The organism is Hymenobacter sp. 5516J-16 (genome assembly GCF_022919335.1).
GTDB classification, from domain to species: Bacteria; Bacteroidota; Bacteroidia; order Cytophagales; family Hymenobacteraceae; genus Hymenobacter; species Hymenobacter sublimis.
The window spans coordinates 424,240-438,048 of record NZ_CP095058.1 but is presented as its reverse complement, the minus strand read 5'-3'; the positions used below and the strand labels follow the sequence as shown (position 1 = coordinate 438,048).

Here is a 13,809-nt window from a genome sequence, read left to right as displayed (position 1 = left end):
ATAGAAAGACCCAGCAGAACAGCTGCCCTGCCGTACTACAGCGGAAATTGTCGCCGCAGCTGCTGGTAGCCGGGGTGGTCGTCGAGGCTAGTGAGGCTCTCGAACATGCTGATGAAGGTACGCACCAGCTCCGGGTCAGTCGACTGCATGGCGCGCGTTTCCGCTACCCGGTCGAGGTTGTACTGGCCCAGAAATATCACCAGCGCCCGGAAAGGCTCCTTAGCTTCGGCGTTGAAGCGCAGCAACAGCTGGAAAGGCAGCACCGGGAGCTGCTGGTGCGGTTCTACGCCCGCGGCCCGCTGCTCCGGGTGCTCGGAAAGCGTCGTAAATGTTTCCTGAATCTGACGCAGTGTGGCGCAGTGCTGCTGCTGGTGCTCCCGCCAGTGCTCCTCGGCTACGGGCGCCTCCGGGTGGAACTGCTGCCACACGCCCTCCACGAAATGGTGCAGCCGGCCGTGCTGGTCGCGGGTGGGCGGTAGGGCATCGGGTGTTTCGTCGGCGGCCAGCGTAGCCAGGTAAAACTCGCGGGTGTCGCGGGCGCGCTCCAGCAGCAGGTCATGAATACGGTCGGTGAGGGCGCGCATCTCCCGCTGGTTGAGGGCCGGATGGTGATGGCGAGCGTAGAAAGTACCAATGGCCGCCGAGTCGGTCATGATGGCCAAGTACTCACTACCTTCCGCTTCGGCCAGAAACTTCGCTACTTCCTGCATAATCGGCTCGAAGCCCTTATGCAGTTCCCGGGTGGCGTCGCTGATAGTTACTACGGCGTTCTTGATCTGTTCCTCTACCGCATTGCTGCTTTGCACTAGCTGCCGGGTTTCGTGGGCTAGGGCTTGCATCTGCCTGAGGGCTTCATCGGTATTGCGCGAAGCATCATCGGCCGCCTTCCAGCTGTGAAACGCCACAAACAGCCCCAGAAACGAGGCCACGCTGCCCACAATGGAGTAGTGCCCATTCACGGCCTCAAAGGCCGTGAGCCCCAGCACCGACAAGGCCAGAAACAACGTCAAGTAAAACGCTGAGCTTTTGCTGGGGTTGAAGAGAAAGGAAGGACGCATAGGCGGTAAAAATGCGGATTAATAAGTACTACTGCTAAAGCTTCGCGGCTTGGCAGGGCAAAGGTGGTTGATACTGGTACCTAGTTGCCTCATTCCTCGCCCCTACCCTCGCTTGCTGCGCGACATGGGGAGAGGGGAACTAGGTCGTGTGAATAGTTAGAACTCGTCAATTTCACAAGGTTGTCATGCAGAGCGCAGCGAAGCATTTCGCGTGCTGACGTTACTATACTACCTCAACGATTCAAGCGAGATGCTTCGCTACGCTCTGCATGACGGCCTTTGTAACATTTGCTCAGTTGTCTTCTACCTCCTAAATCTTTCCTCCTAGCTTCTAAATAACTAGTTCCCCTCTCCCCATGTCGCGCAGCAAGCGAGGGTAGGGGCGAGGAATGAGGCAACCAATGCTAGGCTGCCTTGACACTCCGCCCTAACCAAGCAACGGGAGCTAGACACTAGCCCGAAAGCAAAGTTGCGCCTGCTGCGCCGTATCACCCGCTTCTTTCCCGACCTTTGCAGCCTTACCCCGAATTTTGCTACCTGCTTTCCTATGGCCGATAACCGCCGCTCCGCCCCATTTTACATGACTGCCACTACCCAGTTTGGGCTGGAAGAAGTGCTAGCCGAGGAGCTGCGTCAGCTTGGGGCGAAAATTGAAAAGGTAGGCCAGCGAGCCATTGAGTTTACTGGCGACACCCAGCTGCTCTACGAGGCCTGCCTGTGGTGCCGCACGGCCATGCGCATCCTGCGGCCCTTCGCCGGTTTCTACGCCCGCGACGAAAAAGCCCTCTACCGCGAAGTAAGCCGCATCGACTGGCAGCGCTTTATCCGGCCCGACCAAACCTTTGCCATCACGGCCGTCGTGAACAAGTCCACGTTCGAGCATTCCCTGTTCGTGGCCCAGCTCACCAAGGATGCCATCGTGGACCAGTTCCGCAACCGCACCGGCTCGCGCCCCAGCGTGGACGTGAAAAACCCCGACATCCGGCTGCACCTGCACATGATTGAGAACGAGGTGACCCTGAGCCTCGACGCCTCCGGGGAGTCGTTGCACAAACGCGGCTACCGCCAGCAAACCAACGTGGCCCCGCTCAACGAAGCCCTGGCCGCGGGCCTGCTGCTGCTCACCGGCTGGGACGGCCGCAAGCCCCTCATCGACCCCATGTGCGGCTCCGGTACCCTGCTCACCGAGGCTGCCCTGATTGCCCAGCGCATTGCGCCCGGCCTTTACCACCAGGGCAAATTCGGCTTCGAGAACTGGGCCGATTTCGACGCCGCCCTCTGGGAATCAGTGCAGCTCGACGCCCGCCAGGCCCGCCTGGAGGAGCCCCAGGCCTACCTAGCCGGCTCCGATTTATCCCGCGAATTCATTGAGCTGGCCCGCGAAAACGTGGCCGCCGCCGACCTGGAAGACTTTATCCGGCTGGGGGTGCGCGACGTGCGCGAAGCCAAGGCGCCCGCCAAGGAAGAGCCCGGCATCGTCATCATGAATCCGCCCTACGGGGAGCGAATCGGGGAGGAAGCCGAAATGGATGCCCTCTACAAAACCATCGGCGACACCTTGAAATCCGGCTTCCAGGGCTACGACGCCTACATCTTCACTGGCAACCTGGAGGCCGCCAAGCGCATCGGCCTGAAAGCCTCCCGCCGCATTCCCCTCTACAACGGCCCCATCGACTGCCGCTTGCTCAAGTACGAACTCTACCAGGGCACCCGTAAGATAAAGTAGGGTAGGAGGGTAGGCGGGTTTGAGGGTATGAGTGTTTGAGGGTAGGAGGGTGATTTTGGGAATTTATATACGTCTGCCAGCCTGAGCAGCGCGCAGGACCTTATCACGTCAGTACGACAGCCGTTCTAACGTGATAAGGTCCTGCGCGCTGCTCAGGCTGGCAGGCAAATGGATGGAGGTTTTGTGCTACCTCCTGGCTACCCCAGGTACTGTTGGCAGGCTTCCACGCAGGCTCGGCAGGCGGTGGCGCAGTCTTGGCAGTATTGGTCTTGGTGCTGGCTGCATTCGTCGGCGCACTTTTGGCACACCTCCATGCACTCCCGCATCAGATGCTTGGCGTGCTCGGAGTCGCGGGCAACGAGGCGGGCCGTGAGGGCGCAGATGTCGGCGCAGTCCCGGTCGAGGCGGATGCAGGCGGCCATCATGTGCACATGTTCTTCGCTTAGGCAGGCGGTAGCGCAGTACTCGCAGGTAGCCACGCAACGGTTCAAGGCATCCAGGATAACAACACGCTGGGCCGGGGCAGCAGGGGAGGTAGGCATGGCAACGAGGAGCTACATGAAAGAAAAAGACTACCTGTTTGTACGACAGCAGGCTCGGGCCGGGTGTGCACGGTTCTGCCGCCAGAGTGCACTTTTTCCGCGGATCATTGGTTATTTTCATTCTTTCACCCCGCCGCGTTTAGCCCTATCTTTACCCCATGTTATTTGCTGCCGAACCACTCGCTCCTACCCTTGAATCTGCCCGCCGGGTATTAAAAAAATACTACGGCTACGACTCCTTCCGGCCCATGCAGGAAGACATCATCGGCAACATTATGGGCGGGCAGGATACGGTGGTGCTCATGCCTACTGGGGGCGGCAAAAGCATCTGTTTTCAGGTGCCGGCCGTGGTGCAGGAGGGCGTGTGCGTGGTCGTTTCGCCCCTGATTGCCCTGATGAAGGACCAGGTGGAAGCCCTGAAAGCCAACGGTATTTCGGCCGCCTACATCAACAGCAGCGTAGGCCAGAGCGAGCAAAATAACATTGCCGCTGACTGCCTGAACGGCTACCTCAAGCTGCTTTACGTCTCGCCCGAAAAGCTCCTTTCCGAAGGCTTTCTGACCTTCCTGCGGCGCCTGCGCATTAGCATGTTTGCCATTGATGAGGCCCACTGCATCAGCTCCTGGGGCCACGACTTCCGGCCCGAGTACACCCAGCTGCGGGTGCTGCGCGAGCAGTTTCCCGCCACGCCCATCATTGCCCTCACCGCCACCGCCGACCGCCTCACCCAGCGCGACATTCAGCAGCAGCTGCGCCTGAGCAATCCGCGGGTGTTTCTCTCTTCCTTCGACCGGCCCAACCTCAACCTGATTGTGCGCCCCGGCCAGGACCGGGTAGGCGGCATTCTGGAGTTTCTGGAGCGCCACCAGGGCGAGGCTGGCATCATCTACTGCCTCTCGCGCAAGCAGTGCGAAACCCTGGCCCAGAAAATCCAGGCCAAGGGTATTAAGGCTGGTTACTATCACGCCGGCATGACGCCCAACCAGCGCGGGGCCGTGCAGGAAGCCTTCCTCAAAGACGACTTGCAGGTAATTGTGGCCACTATTGCCTTTGGCATGGGCATCGACAAGAGCAACGTGCGCTGGGTGATTCACTACAACCTGCCCAAAAACATCGAGGGCTACTACCAGGAAATAGGCCGCGCCGGCCGCGACGGAGCCCCGCCACGGCCGTGCTGTTCTACTCCTTCGGCGACGTGATGAGCCTGCGCGACATGCTCACGAAGGAAAATCCTAACCTTACCCAGCTCAACCTCACCAAGCTGGAACGCATGCAGCAGTTTGCCGAAGCGGCCTCCTGCCGCCGCAAAATCCTGCTCAATTACTTCGGCGAAACCCTGGCCACCGACTGCGGCAACTGCGACATCTGCCGCAATCCGCCTACCACCTTCGACGGTACAGAACTGGCCCAGAAGGCTTTGTCGGCGGTAGTGCGTGGGCGGGAGCGGATGAGCATCAACCTGCTTATTGACGTGTTGCGCGGCATGCGCAACCAGGCCGTGCTCAGCCAGGGCCTCGACCAAATCAAAACCTACGGCGCCGGCCGCGACCTAGCCTACCTTGACTGGTATAGCTACATCCATCAGATGCTCAATGATGGGTTGCTTTACATTGCCTACGAGGAAGGCTACGCATTGAAAATCACAGAGTTGGGTCGAGAGGTGCTGCAAGGCCAGCGCACCCTGCCCATGAAGAAGTTTCAGCCTGCCGAGAAGGCTGAAAAAGCGCCGCGCGGCCGCAAAGCCGCGGCTCCCGCCAAGGCAGCACCCGTTAGCCGCGAGGCCCAGCTGTTCGAGGCCCTGCGCACCCTGCGCAAGCGCATTTCCGACGAGCAAGGCGTGCCGCCCTACGTTATCTTCACCGACTCTACCCTGCAGGAAATGGCAACGGAGCGGCCTATCAACCGAGTGGCCATGCTCAGCATTTCGGGGGTAGGCATGAAGAAGTTCGAAACCTACGGGGACGCCTTTATCCGGGAGGTGCTGGCCCACGGCGGCAACCCAGCTGCCGCCGCGGCCGAGCTGGACTTCGACGACGATGCGGTTAGTCTCGACCCGGATGACTACAGCACGGCCGCCAAGACTGCTACCCGTAAAAAGGAAGCTAAAGCGCCCAAGGAGCCCAAAGAAGCTGCCACCGAGGTAAATGGCACTATGGAAACTACCCACCAGCTCCACCGCATGGGGCTGAGCGTGGAGGCCATTGCCCAGCGCCGGGACTTAGCCGTATCTACGGTGCAAACCCACCTGACCACCTGCTACGCCAAAGGCCTGGAGCTGCGCATCGAGGACTTCCTGAAACCCCAGGAGCTGGCCGAAATCCAAACGGCCCAGGCCCAGCTCGGCGGTAGTCCCATGCTCCGCGACCTGTTCGACCACTTGCGCGAGCAGTACGACTACTTCCGCCTGCGCCTGGCCCTGATGTACTTTAAGAAGCTGCGCGGGGAGTAGGAGGTAACCTCGTGGCCCTCACAACTCGCGCTCAGTCGAGCACTAGGTAGACAGTGGCATAAGCGGGCTATTATAGCGGCGAGAAAGGCTAGGCTAATCACCAGGAGTGTGGAAAGTAGCACGCGTCACTTGCTGGGACCAGACAGTCTTACTAGAATAGTAAGCGCGCTAAAAAAAAATAGCAAAAATTCAAGCTAATTGAATTAGTATTCGCGTAGTACGGTTTGTACCTTCGTGAGCCGGTACCTGTTTGCCGTTGCAGCCATTTCTCCCGGCTCCCCCTGCGTTATGATTAACACTAACCTCAAATTCTGGCGGCGCGAACTGAGCCTTACGCAGGCGCAGATGGCCGAAAAACTAGGAATTAAACGCTCCTTGGTGGGCGCTTACGAAGAAGGCCGCGCGGAGCCTAAGCTCGCGACCCTCGTGAACATGGCCCGCCTGTTCGGCATCTCCCTCGACGCCCTGGTAACCACTGACTTTAGCAAGAAAAAGAATGCTAAAGCCGTGCTCCAACTGCAGGCCCAGACGGCCGCTGCTACCACGGAAGCCGCTACCGCGCGCACCAGCAATAACCTGCGCATTCTGGCCCTCACCGTTGACCGGGAACAGAACGAAAATATCGAACTGGTGCCCCAGAAGGCTGCGGCCGGCTACCTCAACGGCTACGCCGACCCAGAATACTTAGAAGAGCTGCCCAAGTTCCGTCTGCCTATGTTGGGCAATACGGGCACCTACCGCGCCTTCGAAATTGCCGGCGACTCTATGCTACCCATTGCCAGCGGCACCGTCATCGTGGGCCGCTACGTGGATGACTGGATGAGCATTAAGGATGGGACTCCGTGCATTGTGGTGAGTTCCAAGGAGGGCATCGTGTTTAAGCGCGTGTTCAACCGCCTGAAGGACGCCGCTATGCTGGCCCTGCACTCCGATAACCCGCTGTATTCGCCCTACCAGATTGATGTGGAGGATGTAGTAGAAATTTGGGAAGCGAAGGCCTACATCAGCAGCACCTTCCCCATTGCTGACCTGTCACTGAATCGCCTCGCCAGCATTGTGTTGGATCTGCAGCAGCAGGTAAGCACCATGAAGAAAGTATAAGCGAGGCGGCCTCGTTTGGAATACCCGCTTAGCTAAGGCTGAGCGGGTATTTTGCGTTTATCGGGGCCCATGAGTGGCCTGAAATTTCCGTCACTGACCGGGGAATATCTATTCAATCCGATTCATCGTTTAACTAACCATGCCTGCGCCGCGTAAGCGCAACGCAACCACCAACGAACGAATACTCCTCGATGCTTAAGCTCCTTCCCGCTACCGACCGCCATCATGCTGCTCCCGTGAACTGGCTCAGCAGCTACTTTCTCTTCAGCTTCGCCGATTATTACGACCCGCAAAACCTGCATTTCGGGCCCCTGCGCGTGTTTAATGATGATACTATTCAGGGCAATGCGGGCTTTCCGCAGCATCCGCACTCCGAAATGGAGATTGTGACCCTGGTGCTGGATGGGGAGCTGACGCACGCGGACACCATGGGCAACAAGTCAACCATAAAAAAAGGGGAGGTGCAGCGCATGACGGCCGGTACTGGTCTGGCCCACTCCGAGCAGAATGCCACCGACAAGCCCGCCCACATCTACCAGCTGTGGTTTATTCCCAACCAGAAGGGCCTCTCGCCCAGCTACGAGCAGAAGGACGTAGATTTCCTGGACAAAAAGAACGAGCTGGTTCCCCTGGTATCAGGTCAAAAAGTGCTGGAAGACGTGGTGTACATGAATTCCAATACTACCATCTACTGGTGCAACCTGGTGGAAGGTAAAACGGTGACCTTCAAAACGTTTCCCATTCGTAATACCTTCATTTACGTGAAAGAAGGCACGCTGTACATCAACGGCGTAGATATCGGACCCAATGACCAGGTTCGGTCAACGGATGAGAATGTGCTGGAAATCCAGGCCAGCAAAGACGCGCAGTTCATCCTTATCGATCTGCCCGGCAGCGAGGCGAACTACTAAGCCTTGCTTTCCTGCAACCTTCCGGCGGGTTGGCAGTTAGCTTCTAACTGCCAACCCGCCGTTTTGCTTATAAGTCCGTTATGACGAATATTTTTCCCGACCGCCTGGTACCCGAAAATGAAACGGCGCGCCTGCGCACGCTTCATCTGTACCAAATTGTAAACACCACGCCGGAGAAAATTTTCGATGACTACGTGGCCTGGGCTGCGCAGCTATTTAATACGCCCATCTCCCTGATTTCCTTTGTGGATGATGACTACGTGCACTTTAAGGCCGTAACCGGGGCCGAAGGCGTACCGGGGCTGCCCCGCACGGAAAGCATGTGCTCGGCCGCCATTCTGCCCGACATGCCGGTTGTAACCACTGACTACTCAGCCGAGGGCTGCCGCCTGATCAGCCCGGATGTGGCACAGACTCTAGGGCTAAACTTTTACGCCGGCTCCGCCCTGCGCATGCCCGATGGAGCCCGCATTGGGATGATGGCCGTAATTGGCCGGGAGCACCGCACACTCTCGGGCGCCGAGGAAGAGGTGCTGACTCGCTTGGCCCACCTGGTAAGCCAGACGGTGGAGCTGCGGTTTCAGTACTTGCAGGCCCAGCAGGACGACCTGTGGCAGGAGGCCCAGCAGGAACTCGCCGAAACGCTCGACGACAACGCTACCCTGACCCGCTACCTCAGCACCCGCAACCACGGCATCAACCTCGACGACACGGAGGTGCAGGACCTGGTGTTGCGCCGCCTCACGGGGGTAGAAAAGGTGCTGGACCGGCGCCTACGGGAAGCGCCCACCGCCGCATAAGTAGCAAATACCACGCACGAAAAAGCCGGCCCAGATGGGCCGGCTTTTTCGTGCTTTACCGCAAGCGTTAGTTCAAACGAAAGAGCTACATCGTGTACTTGCGGCCTTTGTTCTGCTGCTTGAGGTAGGTCATTAGGGGCTGGAAGTACTCGACCATGGCCCGGGCCGAAAGGTCTTCGCCGGTTTTCTCCTTGAGTACAGCGCGCCAGTCTTTACTGGAGCCGGGGCGCATGATGTCGGCCAGGAATTGGCCTACCTCCTTGCTGCCGTAGTAGTTAGTGGCGTGCGGATCCTGCTTCAGGATTTTCTTGGCAATGTGGTCGTGGAGCTGGAACAGAATGACGTAGGACAGGGCGTAGTCGTAGTACTGGGCCGGGTCGTCGTTGATGTGGGTTTTGGTGGCCGGGTCAAGGTAGTTCTCGCCGCGCGTAGTGGGCGGCACAATGCCCTGGTACTGCTTGGCCAACTGCCACCAGCGGGCGTTCAGCTGGTCAGCGGATAATTTGTCGGCGTAGAAGCTGTTTTCCCACTCACTCATTACGCCCGAGGCGAAAGGAATGAACACGGCGTAGTTCAGGGCTTCTTTCAGCAGCGTCTGCGTTTCATCCGTTTTCGCCTTGGGGTCAATCAGGCCCAGACCAGCCAGGAAGGGCTTTTGAGTAGCGGCCAGGCCCATCAGGGAACCCATGGCCTCGTGGTAGCCGCGGTTGGCTCCCTGGCGCAGCAGCGGCGGCACGTCGGGGTTGGTGTAGGTGAGGTAGTAGTAAATGTGGCCCAGCTCGTGGTGGGTGGTTTCGTACCACTCGGTGTTGCCTTCCACGCTCATCAGGCTGCGCACGTCCTGGTTCAGGTCCATGTGCCAGGCCGAGGCGTGGTTGTTCTTCTTATAGGTGGCATCCTTGGGCAGGGGGTAGAGGCTCGACTTCTCCCAGAATACGGCCGGCAGGGCTTGAAAACCAAGGCTTTGGTAGAAGCGTTCGGCCTGCTTTACTTGCCACTCGGCGCCTTTCTTGGCCAGCACGGGGTCAATGTTCAGGCCCTTCACTTCCACCATGGCGCTCCAGTCCTGGCCCCAGCGGTTGGGCAGCCAGGAGGCGGGCAGGTAGTCGGGTACTTGTTTCACGCCGTATTTCTTGGCCAGCTCGTAGCGGGCGTAGGTGTGCAGTTCCCGGTAGAGGGGCGCAGCTCCTCGTTGATGCGGCGCACCAGCGTCATCATTTCCTCCCGGCTCATGCCGTAGTCGGAGGCCTGGTAGGTGAAGTAGTCGGGGTAGCCCAGGGCCTGCACGGTTTGGTTGCGCAGGTCGCGCAGGTTCAGCAGGCCGTCCTTGAGGGTGGGGCCGATGGCCTTGCTGGCTTCCCAAATCTGCTGACGCTTCAGGGGGTTGTTCTCCTTGCGCAGCAGCTCGTCCAAGTCGTTGGTCGTCACCGATTTACCCTGGTACTTGTAGTCGAAGCCGTAGAGCTTTTCCGTCTGCTGGGTTTCGGCCTTGATGCGGCGCTTTACTACGTCGGCAATGGTTTGGGGCGAGTTGGCGGCGTTGTAGAGGGCGGTTTGCAGCTGCTTTACCTGCAGCTCCGTCAGCTCCTGCTTGTGTTCCAGCAGCTCGCGCAGGCGCTGAATGTTCTGGGCCGAGCCAGTGAAGGCCGCCATACGCTCATTGGCCCGGGCCGTGGCTCCGGAGTTGGCCGTGTCGCCGGTCACAATGCGTGTATTGGAGCGCCACTCCGCCTCCGACGATTGGGCGTACAGGCGCTGGTATTGAGTGGAATAGTCCTTCAGGAACGCCGCCGCCTGCTCCTGCCAGTTTGGGGCAACGGGCTGGGTAGCAGCTTCGGGGGCGGTAGTGGGTGGGGTAGTAGCAGCCGTGGGTGTCTTGGCCGTGGGGGCGCAAGCGGTCAGCACCGCGGCGGTAAGGGTAGGAAGGAGGTACTTTTTCATTGGGAAGTGGAAAGCTTCAGAACAACGTCAGGGTAGACGAAGGTACATAGCCCATCGGTTTAAGCCGCAACCGGAAGTGCGTACCGGCTGTCAGGGCGCGGCAAGAACGGGAGCAGGGTACCTATATCAGCGCCTTACCGCTTCGCACATTGTCCTGGCGAGGAGGTACGACGCCATCCGTCCTGACCAACATATTACCCCTCGAAACGTGACAAGCCCTTGACGCTACCATACGTCAAGGGCTTGTCACATTTCTAGGTTTATTACAGAAGAGAGGACGGATGACGTCGTGCTTCCTCGCCAGCACAGTCGAGGCCTTATGCTGCCTGTTCCTGCTGCAGCAAGTGGCAGTCTTTGTACTTTTTACCGCTACCGCAGGGGCAGGGCGAGTTGCGACCGAACTTACGTCGGGTGCGCAGGCTCCTGATCCACTCGCGCGGGTCCACGGCCAGGCGCAGGAAGCGCTTTTTGGGGTTCTGGCGCAGGGCCCGGCTCAGGAGCTGGTACAGCTCGGGGTGGTGTTCCTGCAGCTTTTCGGGCTTCTCGAAGAAGTACTCCGTTACCACAGCAAAGAATTCGGCCTCGTTGGTGCCCGCGTAATCGTTGATTTCCGAGCTGCCGGCCCGGATGGCGGCAATTTCGCGTTGCATCACGGCTTCCCACTCGGGGCGCAGCTCGGCGGGTAGGGCCAGGGCCGGCACGCCGTCAATCACGCCATCGGCCTCGTCCAGCAAGTGCGCAAACTCATGAATACCCACGTTCTGCTTGTCCAGGGCATCTTTGAAGCCCTGCTCCAGGGAGGTTTTCGACAAGCGCATGTAGTGGGACGTCTGAAAGCCCTGCACGCTACCCAGCAGGGTGCCTTCCAGACCTACGAATTCCTTGTTGGGGTCACGCTGTTGAGTCCAGGCGTCGGGCACTACCAGCACCTCGCTCAGGTTGGCGTATTCCCAGTCGGGAAAGCCGAAGACGGGAATGACGGCCGAGGCGGCTACCAGCACGCGGGTCGTTTCGTCGATGTCGGTTTGAATGCCCGTAATGGGCGTTTGGGCCAGAAACACCTGCACCTTTTTCTCGAAGCGCTGCTTGTCCTTGGCCGTGAGCGAGAGGTAAAAGGCCACCCGCTCGGCGAGAATCTGCCGCCACTCGGCCGGAAATTCAGCGGCTACCGCGGCTTGTTTCAGGCGCGACTCGCGGGTCAGGTACCGGTAGAAAAGGAAGGCTACGCCCGCTACCAGGGCGGCAAAAATGAAATACTGCATGAGCCGCTAAACGAGCGGCTGGCGGCCAGGTTGTGCCCGCGGGCCTCGGAAGGCTACGGTATCTCCGGGCCCAGCTGCTCGCGCAGCCGCTCCCGCAGCAAATCCAGCAGAATATGATCCATGAACTGAAATTTATCGGGAATGCGCAGGTTGATAATGCGCTTGCCCACCAGCTCCTCACCGAACTTCTGCTGCAGAATTTCGGTGTGCTTGCGCTCCATCACTAGCACCATGTCGGCCCAGCCTAGGTGCCCGGCCGTAACGCGCACCCGGGCTCCCGGCTCCGTGCCGGCTGAGCGGGCCTCGTAGTGCGGGTGGTGGTCAAAAAGTCGCTCGGCGGTAAGGCTGCGCCAGCGGTTCTGGCTGCAGACGAACAGAAGCTTTTGGGGCGCGGAAGCGGCGGAAGAAAGGTCCAAGGCAATACTACGTAGGTCGAACAGCCGCAAAGTAGCGCCGGCAAGGCCGCGAACCTAGCCCCAATTAGTGCACTTCTGCGTATGCTACGGAGCAGCTTTCAGCTTGGGACCCTCGGCCTGGGTAGGGGCGCACTCTGCACTTCCGGGCGAGAGGTTCCGCTTGGAGGTTCTTGGTAAGAATGATAAGTTAGGCTTTCTGCCCTGTCCATGCCGTCGTTGCCGTCATCTTCTCCCCAGCGCCACCACCTGTACGCCGCTTGGTCCGACGAGGCCTTGGTGCGGGCTCTGGGCAACGACGACAGCCGGGCCTTTGCCGAGATATACGAGCGGTACTGGGAGCTGCTGCTGGGCGTGGCTTACCGCAAGCTGCACTCCCGGGAAGCGGCCGAGGAACTGGTGCAGGACTTGTTCACTACCCTCTGGCAGCGGCGCAGTACCCAGCAAATCCAGACCCTGAAAAGCTACCTACTGCGGGCCGTGAAATATCGGGTAATCGACCTACTGAAAGCCCGCCTGACCCAGGCCAGCTACCTGACCCACTCCCGCCAGCACGTAACCACCGAGGACCACAGCACCGAAGAAACCGTGGCCGCCGACGACCTGTCCCTGGCCCTGCTCTCCAGCCTGACGCGCCTGCCGGAGCACACCCGCGAGGTGTTCCGCCTAAGCCGGCTGGAGCACCAATCGGTGCCGGAAATTGCGGAACACCTGAACCTCTCGCGCAAAACCGTGGAGTACCACCTAACCCGCGCCCTCCGGGTGCTACGCGTAAGCCTGCGCGATTTTCTGGCCCTGGTGCTCGTGTGGTTGTGGTAGATTAATTACCTTATTTCCAAATAGTTATGTCTGATGCTATTCCGGTGCCAGGGTGGCTGCCGGTTTTTTTATGAATTTTTTTCTGGGGCGGCTAGGGTGTTAGGCCAGTTAATCGACTGTACCAATAGCCCGCCCTCCTGTCTTTCGCTGCAAGGCCATGAAACACCCCGACTTACTCAACCTCTTACAGCGGTACCAGCAAGGCGAGTGCACGCCCGAAGAAAAACGGGTAGTAGAACACTGGTATGACCTGTTGGGCCACGAGCAGCCCCCACTTACGCTCACGCCCACTGAGCGCCAGGCGCTGCGGGCCTCGCTGTGGCAACGCATTGAAAACCAAACCCTCGACGCGGAAGATGTAAGTCCGCCGGCGGCTGGGCCCTGGTACGCGGGCCGGTGGCGCTGGGCTGCGGCGGCTGCCCTGGCCTTGGGGCTGGGGGTAGGGGCCCAGCAGCTCCGGCAGCCGGCCGCTACCCCGGCCGTGGTGAGCGTAGCTACCATCACACCACGCCCCGCTACCGGCTGGCAAACCTACCGCAACACCACGGCGCAGCCCCAGCTTGTGCAGCTCTCCGATGGTAGCCGCGTGCGGGTGTCAGCAGGAGGGCAGCTGAAGTATCCGCGCCGCTTTGCCAGCCAGCACCGCACCGTACACTTGGTAGGAGAGGCCTTCTTCCGTATTGCCCACGATAAGGCGCACCCATTCCGCGTGTACACCAACGAGGTAGTAACTACCGTGCTGGGTACCAGCTTTCTGGTTAAGGCCCCGGCCGGCCGGGGCCGGTAG

The 13,809-nt window shown here is 59.6% G+C and carries 12 protein-coding genes and 1 pseudogene; 8 read left to right on the top strand and 5 right to left on the bottom strand.

Features of this window, described 5'->3' with window-relative positions; translation table 11 throughout:
* Window positions 1-35: 35 nt before the first annotated feature.
* Entirely contained in the window at window positions 36-1,058 is a 1,023-nt protein-coding gene (locus MUN84_RS02170; protein WP_244696454.1) for a hypothetical protein, read from the bottom strand.
* A gap of 547 nt (window positions 1,059-1,605) precedes the next feature.
* Between MUN84_RS02170 and MUN84_RS02165 the strand changes: the two genes are divergently transcribed.
* Entirely contained in the window at window positions 1,606-2,784 is a 1,179-nt protein-coding gene (locus MUN84_RS02165) for a class I SAM-dependent RNA methyltransferase (RefSeq protein WP_244696453.1), read from the top strand.
* A 197-nt stretch (window positions 2,785-2,981) separates the two neighbouring features.
* Here MUN84_RS02165 and MUN84_RS02160 read toward each other — a convergent pair whose 3' ends face one another.
* A complete protein-coding gene (locus MUN84_RS02160) occupies window positions 2,982-3,326 on the bottom strand; it encodes a four-helix bundle copper-binding protein (RefSeq protein ID WP_244696452.1) in 345 nt (114 codons plus the stop codon).
* A 158-nt stretch (window positions 3,327-3,484) separates the two neighbouring features.
* Between MUN84_RS02160 and MUN84_RS23430 the strand changes: the two genes are divergently transcribed.
* From MUN84_RS23430 to MUN84_RS02140, 5 genes are all read left to right on the top strand, one after another.
* On the top strand, window positions 3,485-4,525 hold the full coding sequence (locus MUN84_RS23430; protein WP_317239072.1) for an ATP-dependent DNA helicase RecQ: 1,041 nt from the start codon (window positions 3,485-3,487) through the stop codon (window positions 4,523-4,525).
* Complete coding sequence (locus tag MUN84_RS23425) at window positions 4,498-5,775, top strand: RQC domain-containing protein (RefSeq protein ID WP_317239071.1); 1,278 nt, start codon at window positions 4,498-4,500, stop codon at window positions 5,773-5,775. Before MUN84_RS23430 ends, MUN84_RS23425 begins: the two co-directional genes overlap by 28 nt.
* A gap of 288 nt (window positions 5,776-6,063) precedes the next feature.
* The gene (locus tag MUN84_RS02150; protein WP_244696451.1) at window positions 6,064-6,876 is read left to right on the top strand and encodes an XRE family transcriptional regulator; all 813 of its coding nucleotides are present in this window, start codon (window positions 6,064-6,066) and stop codon (window positions 6,874-6,876) included.
* A 191-nt stretch (window positions 6,877-7,067) separates the two neighbouring features.
* Window positions 7,068-7,787, top strand: coding sequence for a pirin family protein (locus MUN84_RS02145; RefSeq protein ID WP_244696450.1), 720 nt, complete (start codon window positions 7,068-7,070; stop codon window positions 7,785-7,787).
* Window positions 7,788-7,867: 80 nt separating this feature from the next.
* Window positions 7,868-8,587, top strand: a complete 720-nt coding sequence (locus tag MUN84_RS02140) for a GAF domain-containing protein (RefSeq protein WP_244696449.1) — start codon at window positions 7,868-7,870, stop codon at window positions 8,585-8,587.
* Between the two features lie 85 nt (window positions 8,588-8,672).
* Here the strand turns inward: MUN84_RS02140 and MUN84_RS02135 are convergent.
* From MUN84_RS02135 to MUN84_RS02125, 3 genes and pseudogenes are all read right to left on the bottom strand, one after another.
* Window positions 8,673-10,528: pseudogene (locus MUN84_RS02135) on the bottom strand (M2 family metallopeptidase).
* A 317-nt stretch (window positions 10,529-10,845) separates the two neighbouring features.
* Window positions 10,846-11,790 carry a zinc-dependent peptidase gene (locus MUN84_RS02130; RefSeq protein ID WP_244696448.1) on the bottom strand — a complete coding sequence of 315 codons (945 nt, stop codon included), beginning with the start codon at window positions 11,788-11,790 and terminating at the stop codon, window positions 10,846-10,848.
* Window positions 11,791-11,843: 53 nt separating this feature from the next.
* Window positions 11,844-12,206, bottom strand: a complete 363-nt coding sequence (locus MUN84_RS02125; protein WP_244696447.1) for a low molecular weight protein tyrosine phosphatase family protein — start codon at window positions 12,204-12,206, stop codon at window positions 11,844-11,846.
* Window positions 12,207-12,413: 207 nt separating this feature from the next.
* Between MUN84_RS02125 and MUN84_RS02120 the strand changes: the two genes are divergently transcribed.
* Both MUN84_RS02120 and MUN84_RS02115 read left to right on the top strand, forming a co-directional pair.
* The gene (locus MUN84_RS02120) at window positions 12,414-13,022 is read left to right on the top strand and encodes an RNA polymerase sigma factor (RefSeq protein WP_244696446.1); all 609 of its coding nucleotides are present in this window, start codon (window positions 12,414-12,416) and stop codon (window positions 13,020-13,022) included.
* Window positions 13,023-13,179: 157 nt separating this feature from the next.
* Window positions 13,180-13,809: a FecR family protein gene (locus tag MUN84_RS02115; RefSeq protein ID WP_244696445.1), complete on the top strand. Its 630-nt coding sequence runs from the start codon at window positions 13,180-13,182 to the stop codon at window positions 13,807-13,809.

Excerpts from the sequence above, each read along its gene's own strand:
- MUN84_RS02170 (WP_244696454.1), bottom strand. The coding sequence starts at position 1,058 with ATGCGTCCTTCCTTTCTCTTCAACCCCAGCAAAAGCTCAGCGTTTTAC.
- MUN84_RS02165 (WP_244696453.1), top strand. The coding sequence starts at position 1,606 with ATGGCCGATAACCGCCGCTCCGCCCCATTTTACATGACTGCCACTACC.
- MUN84_RS02160 (WP_244696452.1), bottom strand. The coding sequence starts at position 3,326 with ATGCCTACCTCCCCTGCTGCCCCGGCCCAGCGTGTTGTTATCCTGGAT.
- MUN84_RS23430 (WP_317239072.1), top strand. The coding sequence starts at position 3,485 with ATGTTATTTGCTGCCGAACCACTCGCTCCTACCCTTGAATCTGCCCGC.
- MUN84_RS02150 (WP_244696451.1), top strand. The coding sequence starts at position 6,064 with ATGATTAACACTAACCTCAAATTCTGGCGGCGCGAACTGAGCCTTACG.
- MUN84_RS02145 (WP_244696450.1), top strand. The coding sequence starts at position 7,068 with ATGCTTAAGCTCCTTCCCGCTACCGACCGCCATCATGCTGCTCCCGTG.
- MUN84_RS02140 (WP_244696449.1), top strand. The coding sequence starts at position 7,868 with ATGACGAATATTTTTCCCGACCGCCTGGTACCCGAAAATGAAACGGCG.
- MUN84_RS02130 (WP_244696448.1), bottom strand. The coding sequence starts at position 11,790 with ATGCAGTATTTCATTTTTGCCGCCCTGGTAGCGGGCGTAGCCTTCCTT.
- MUN84_RS02120 (WP_244696446.1), top strand. The coding sequence starts at position 12,414 with ATGCCGTCGTTGCCGTCATCTTCTCCCCAGCGCCACCACCTGTACGCC.
- MUN84_RS02115 (WP_244696445.1), top strand. The coding sequence starts at position 13,180 with ATGAAACACCCCGACTTACTCAACCTCTTACAGCGGTACCAGCAAGGC.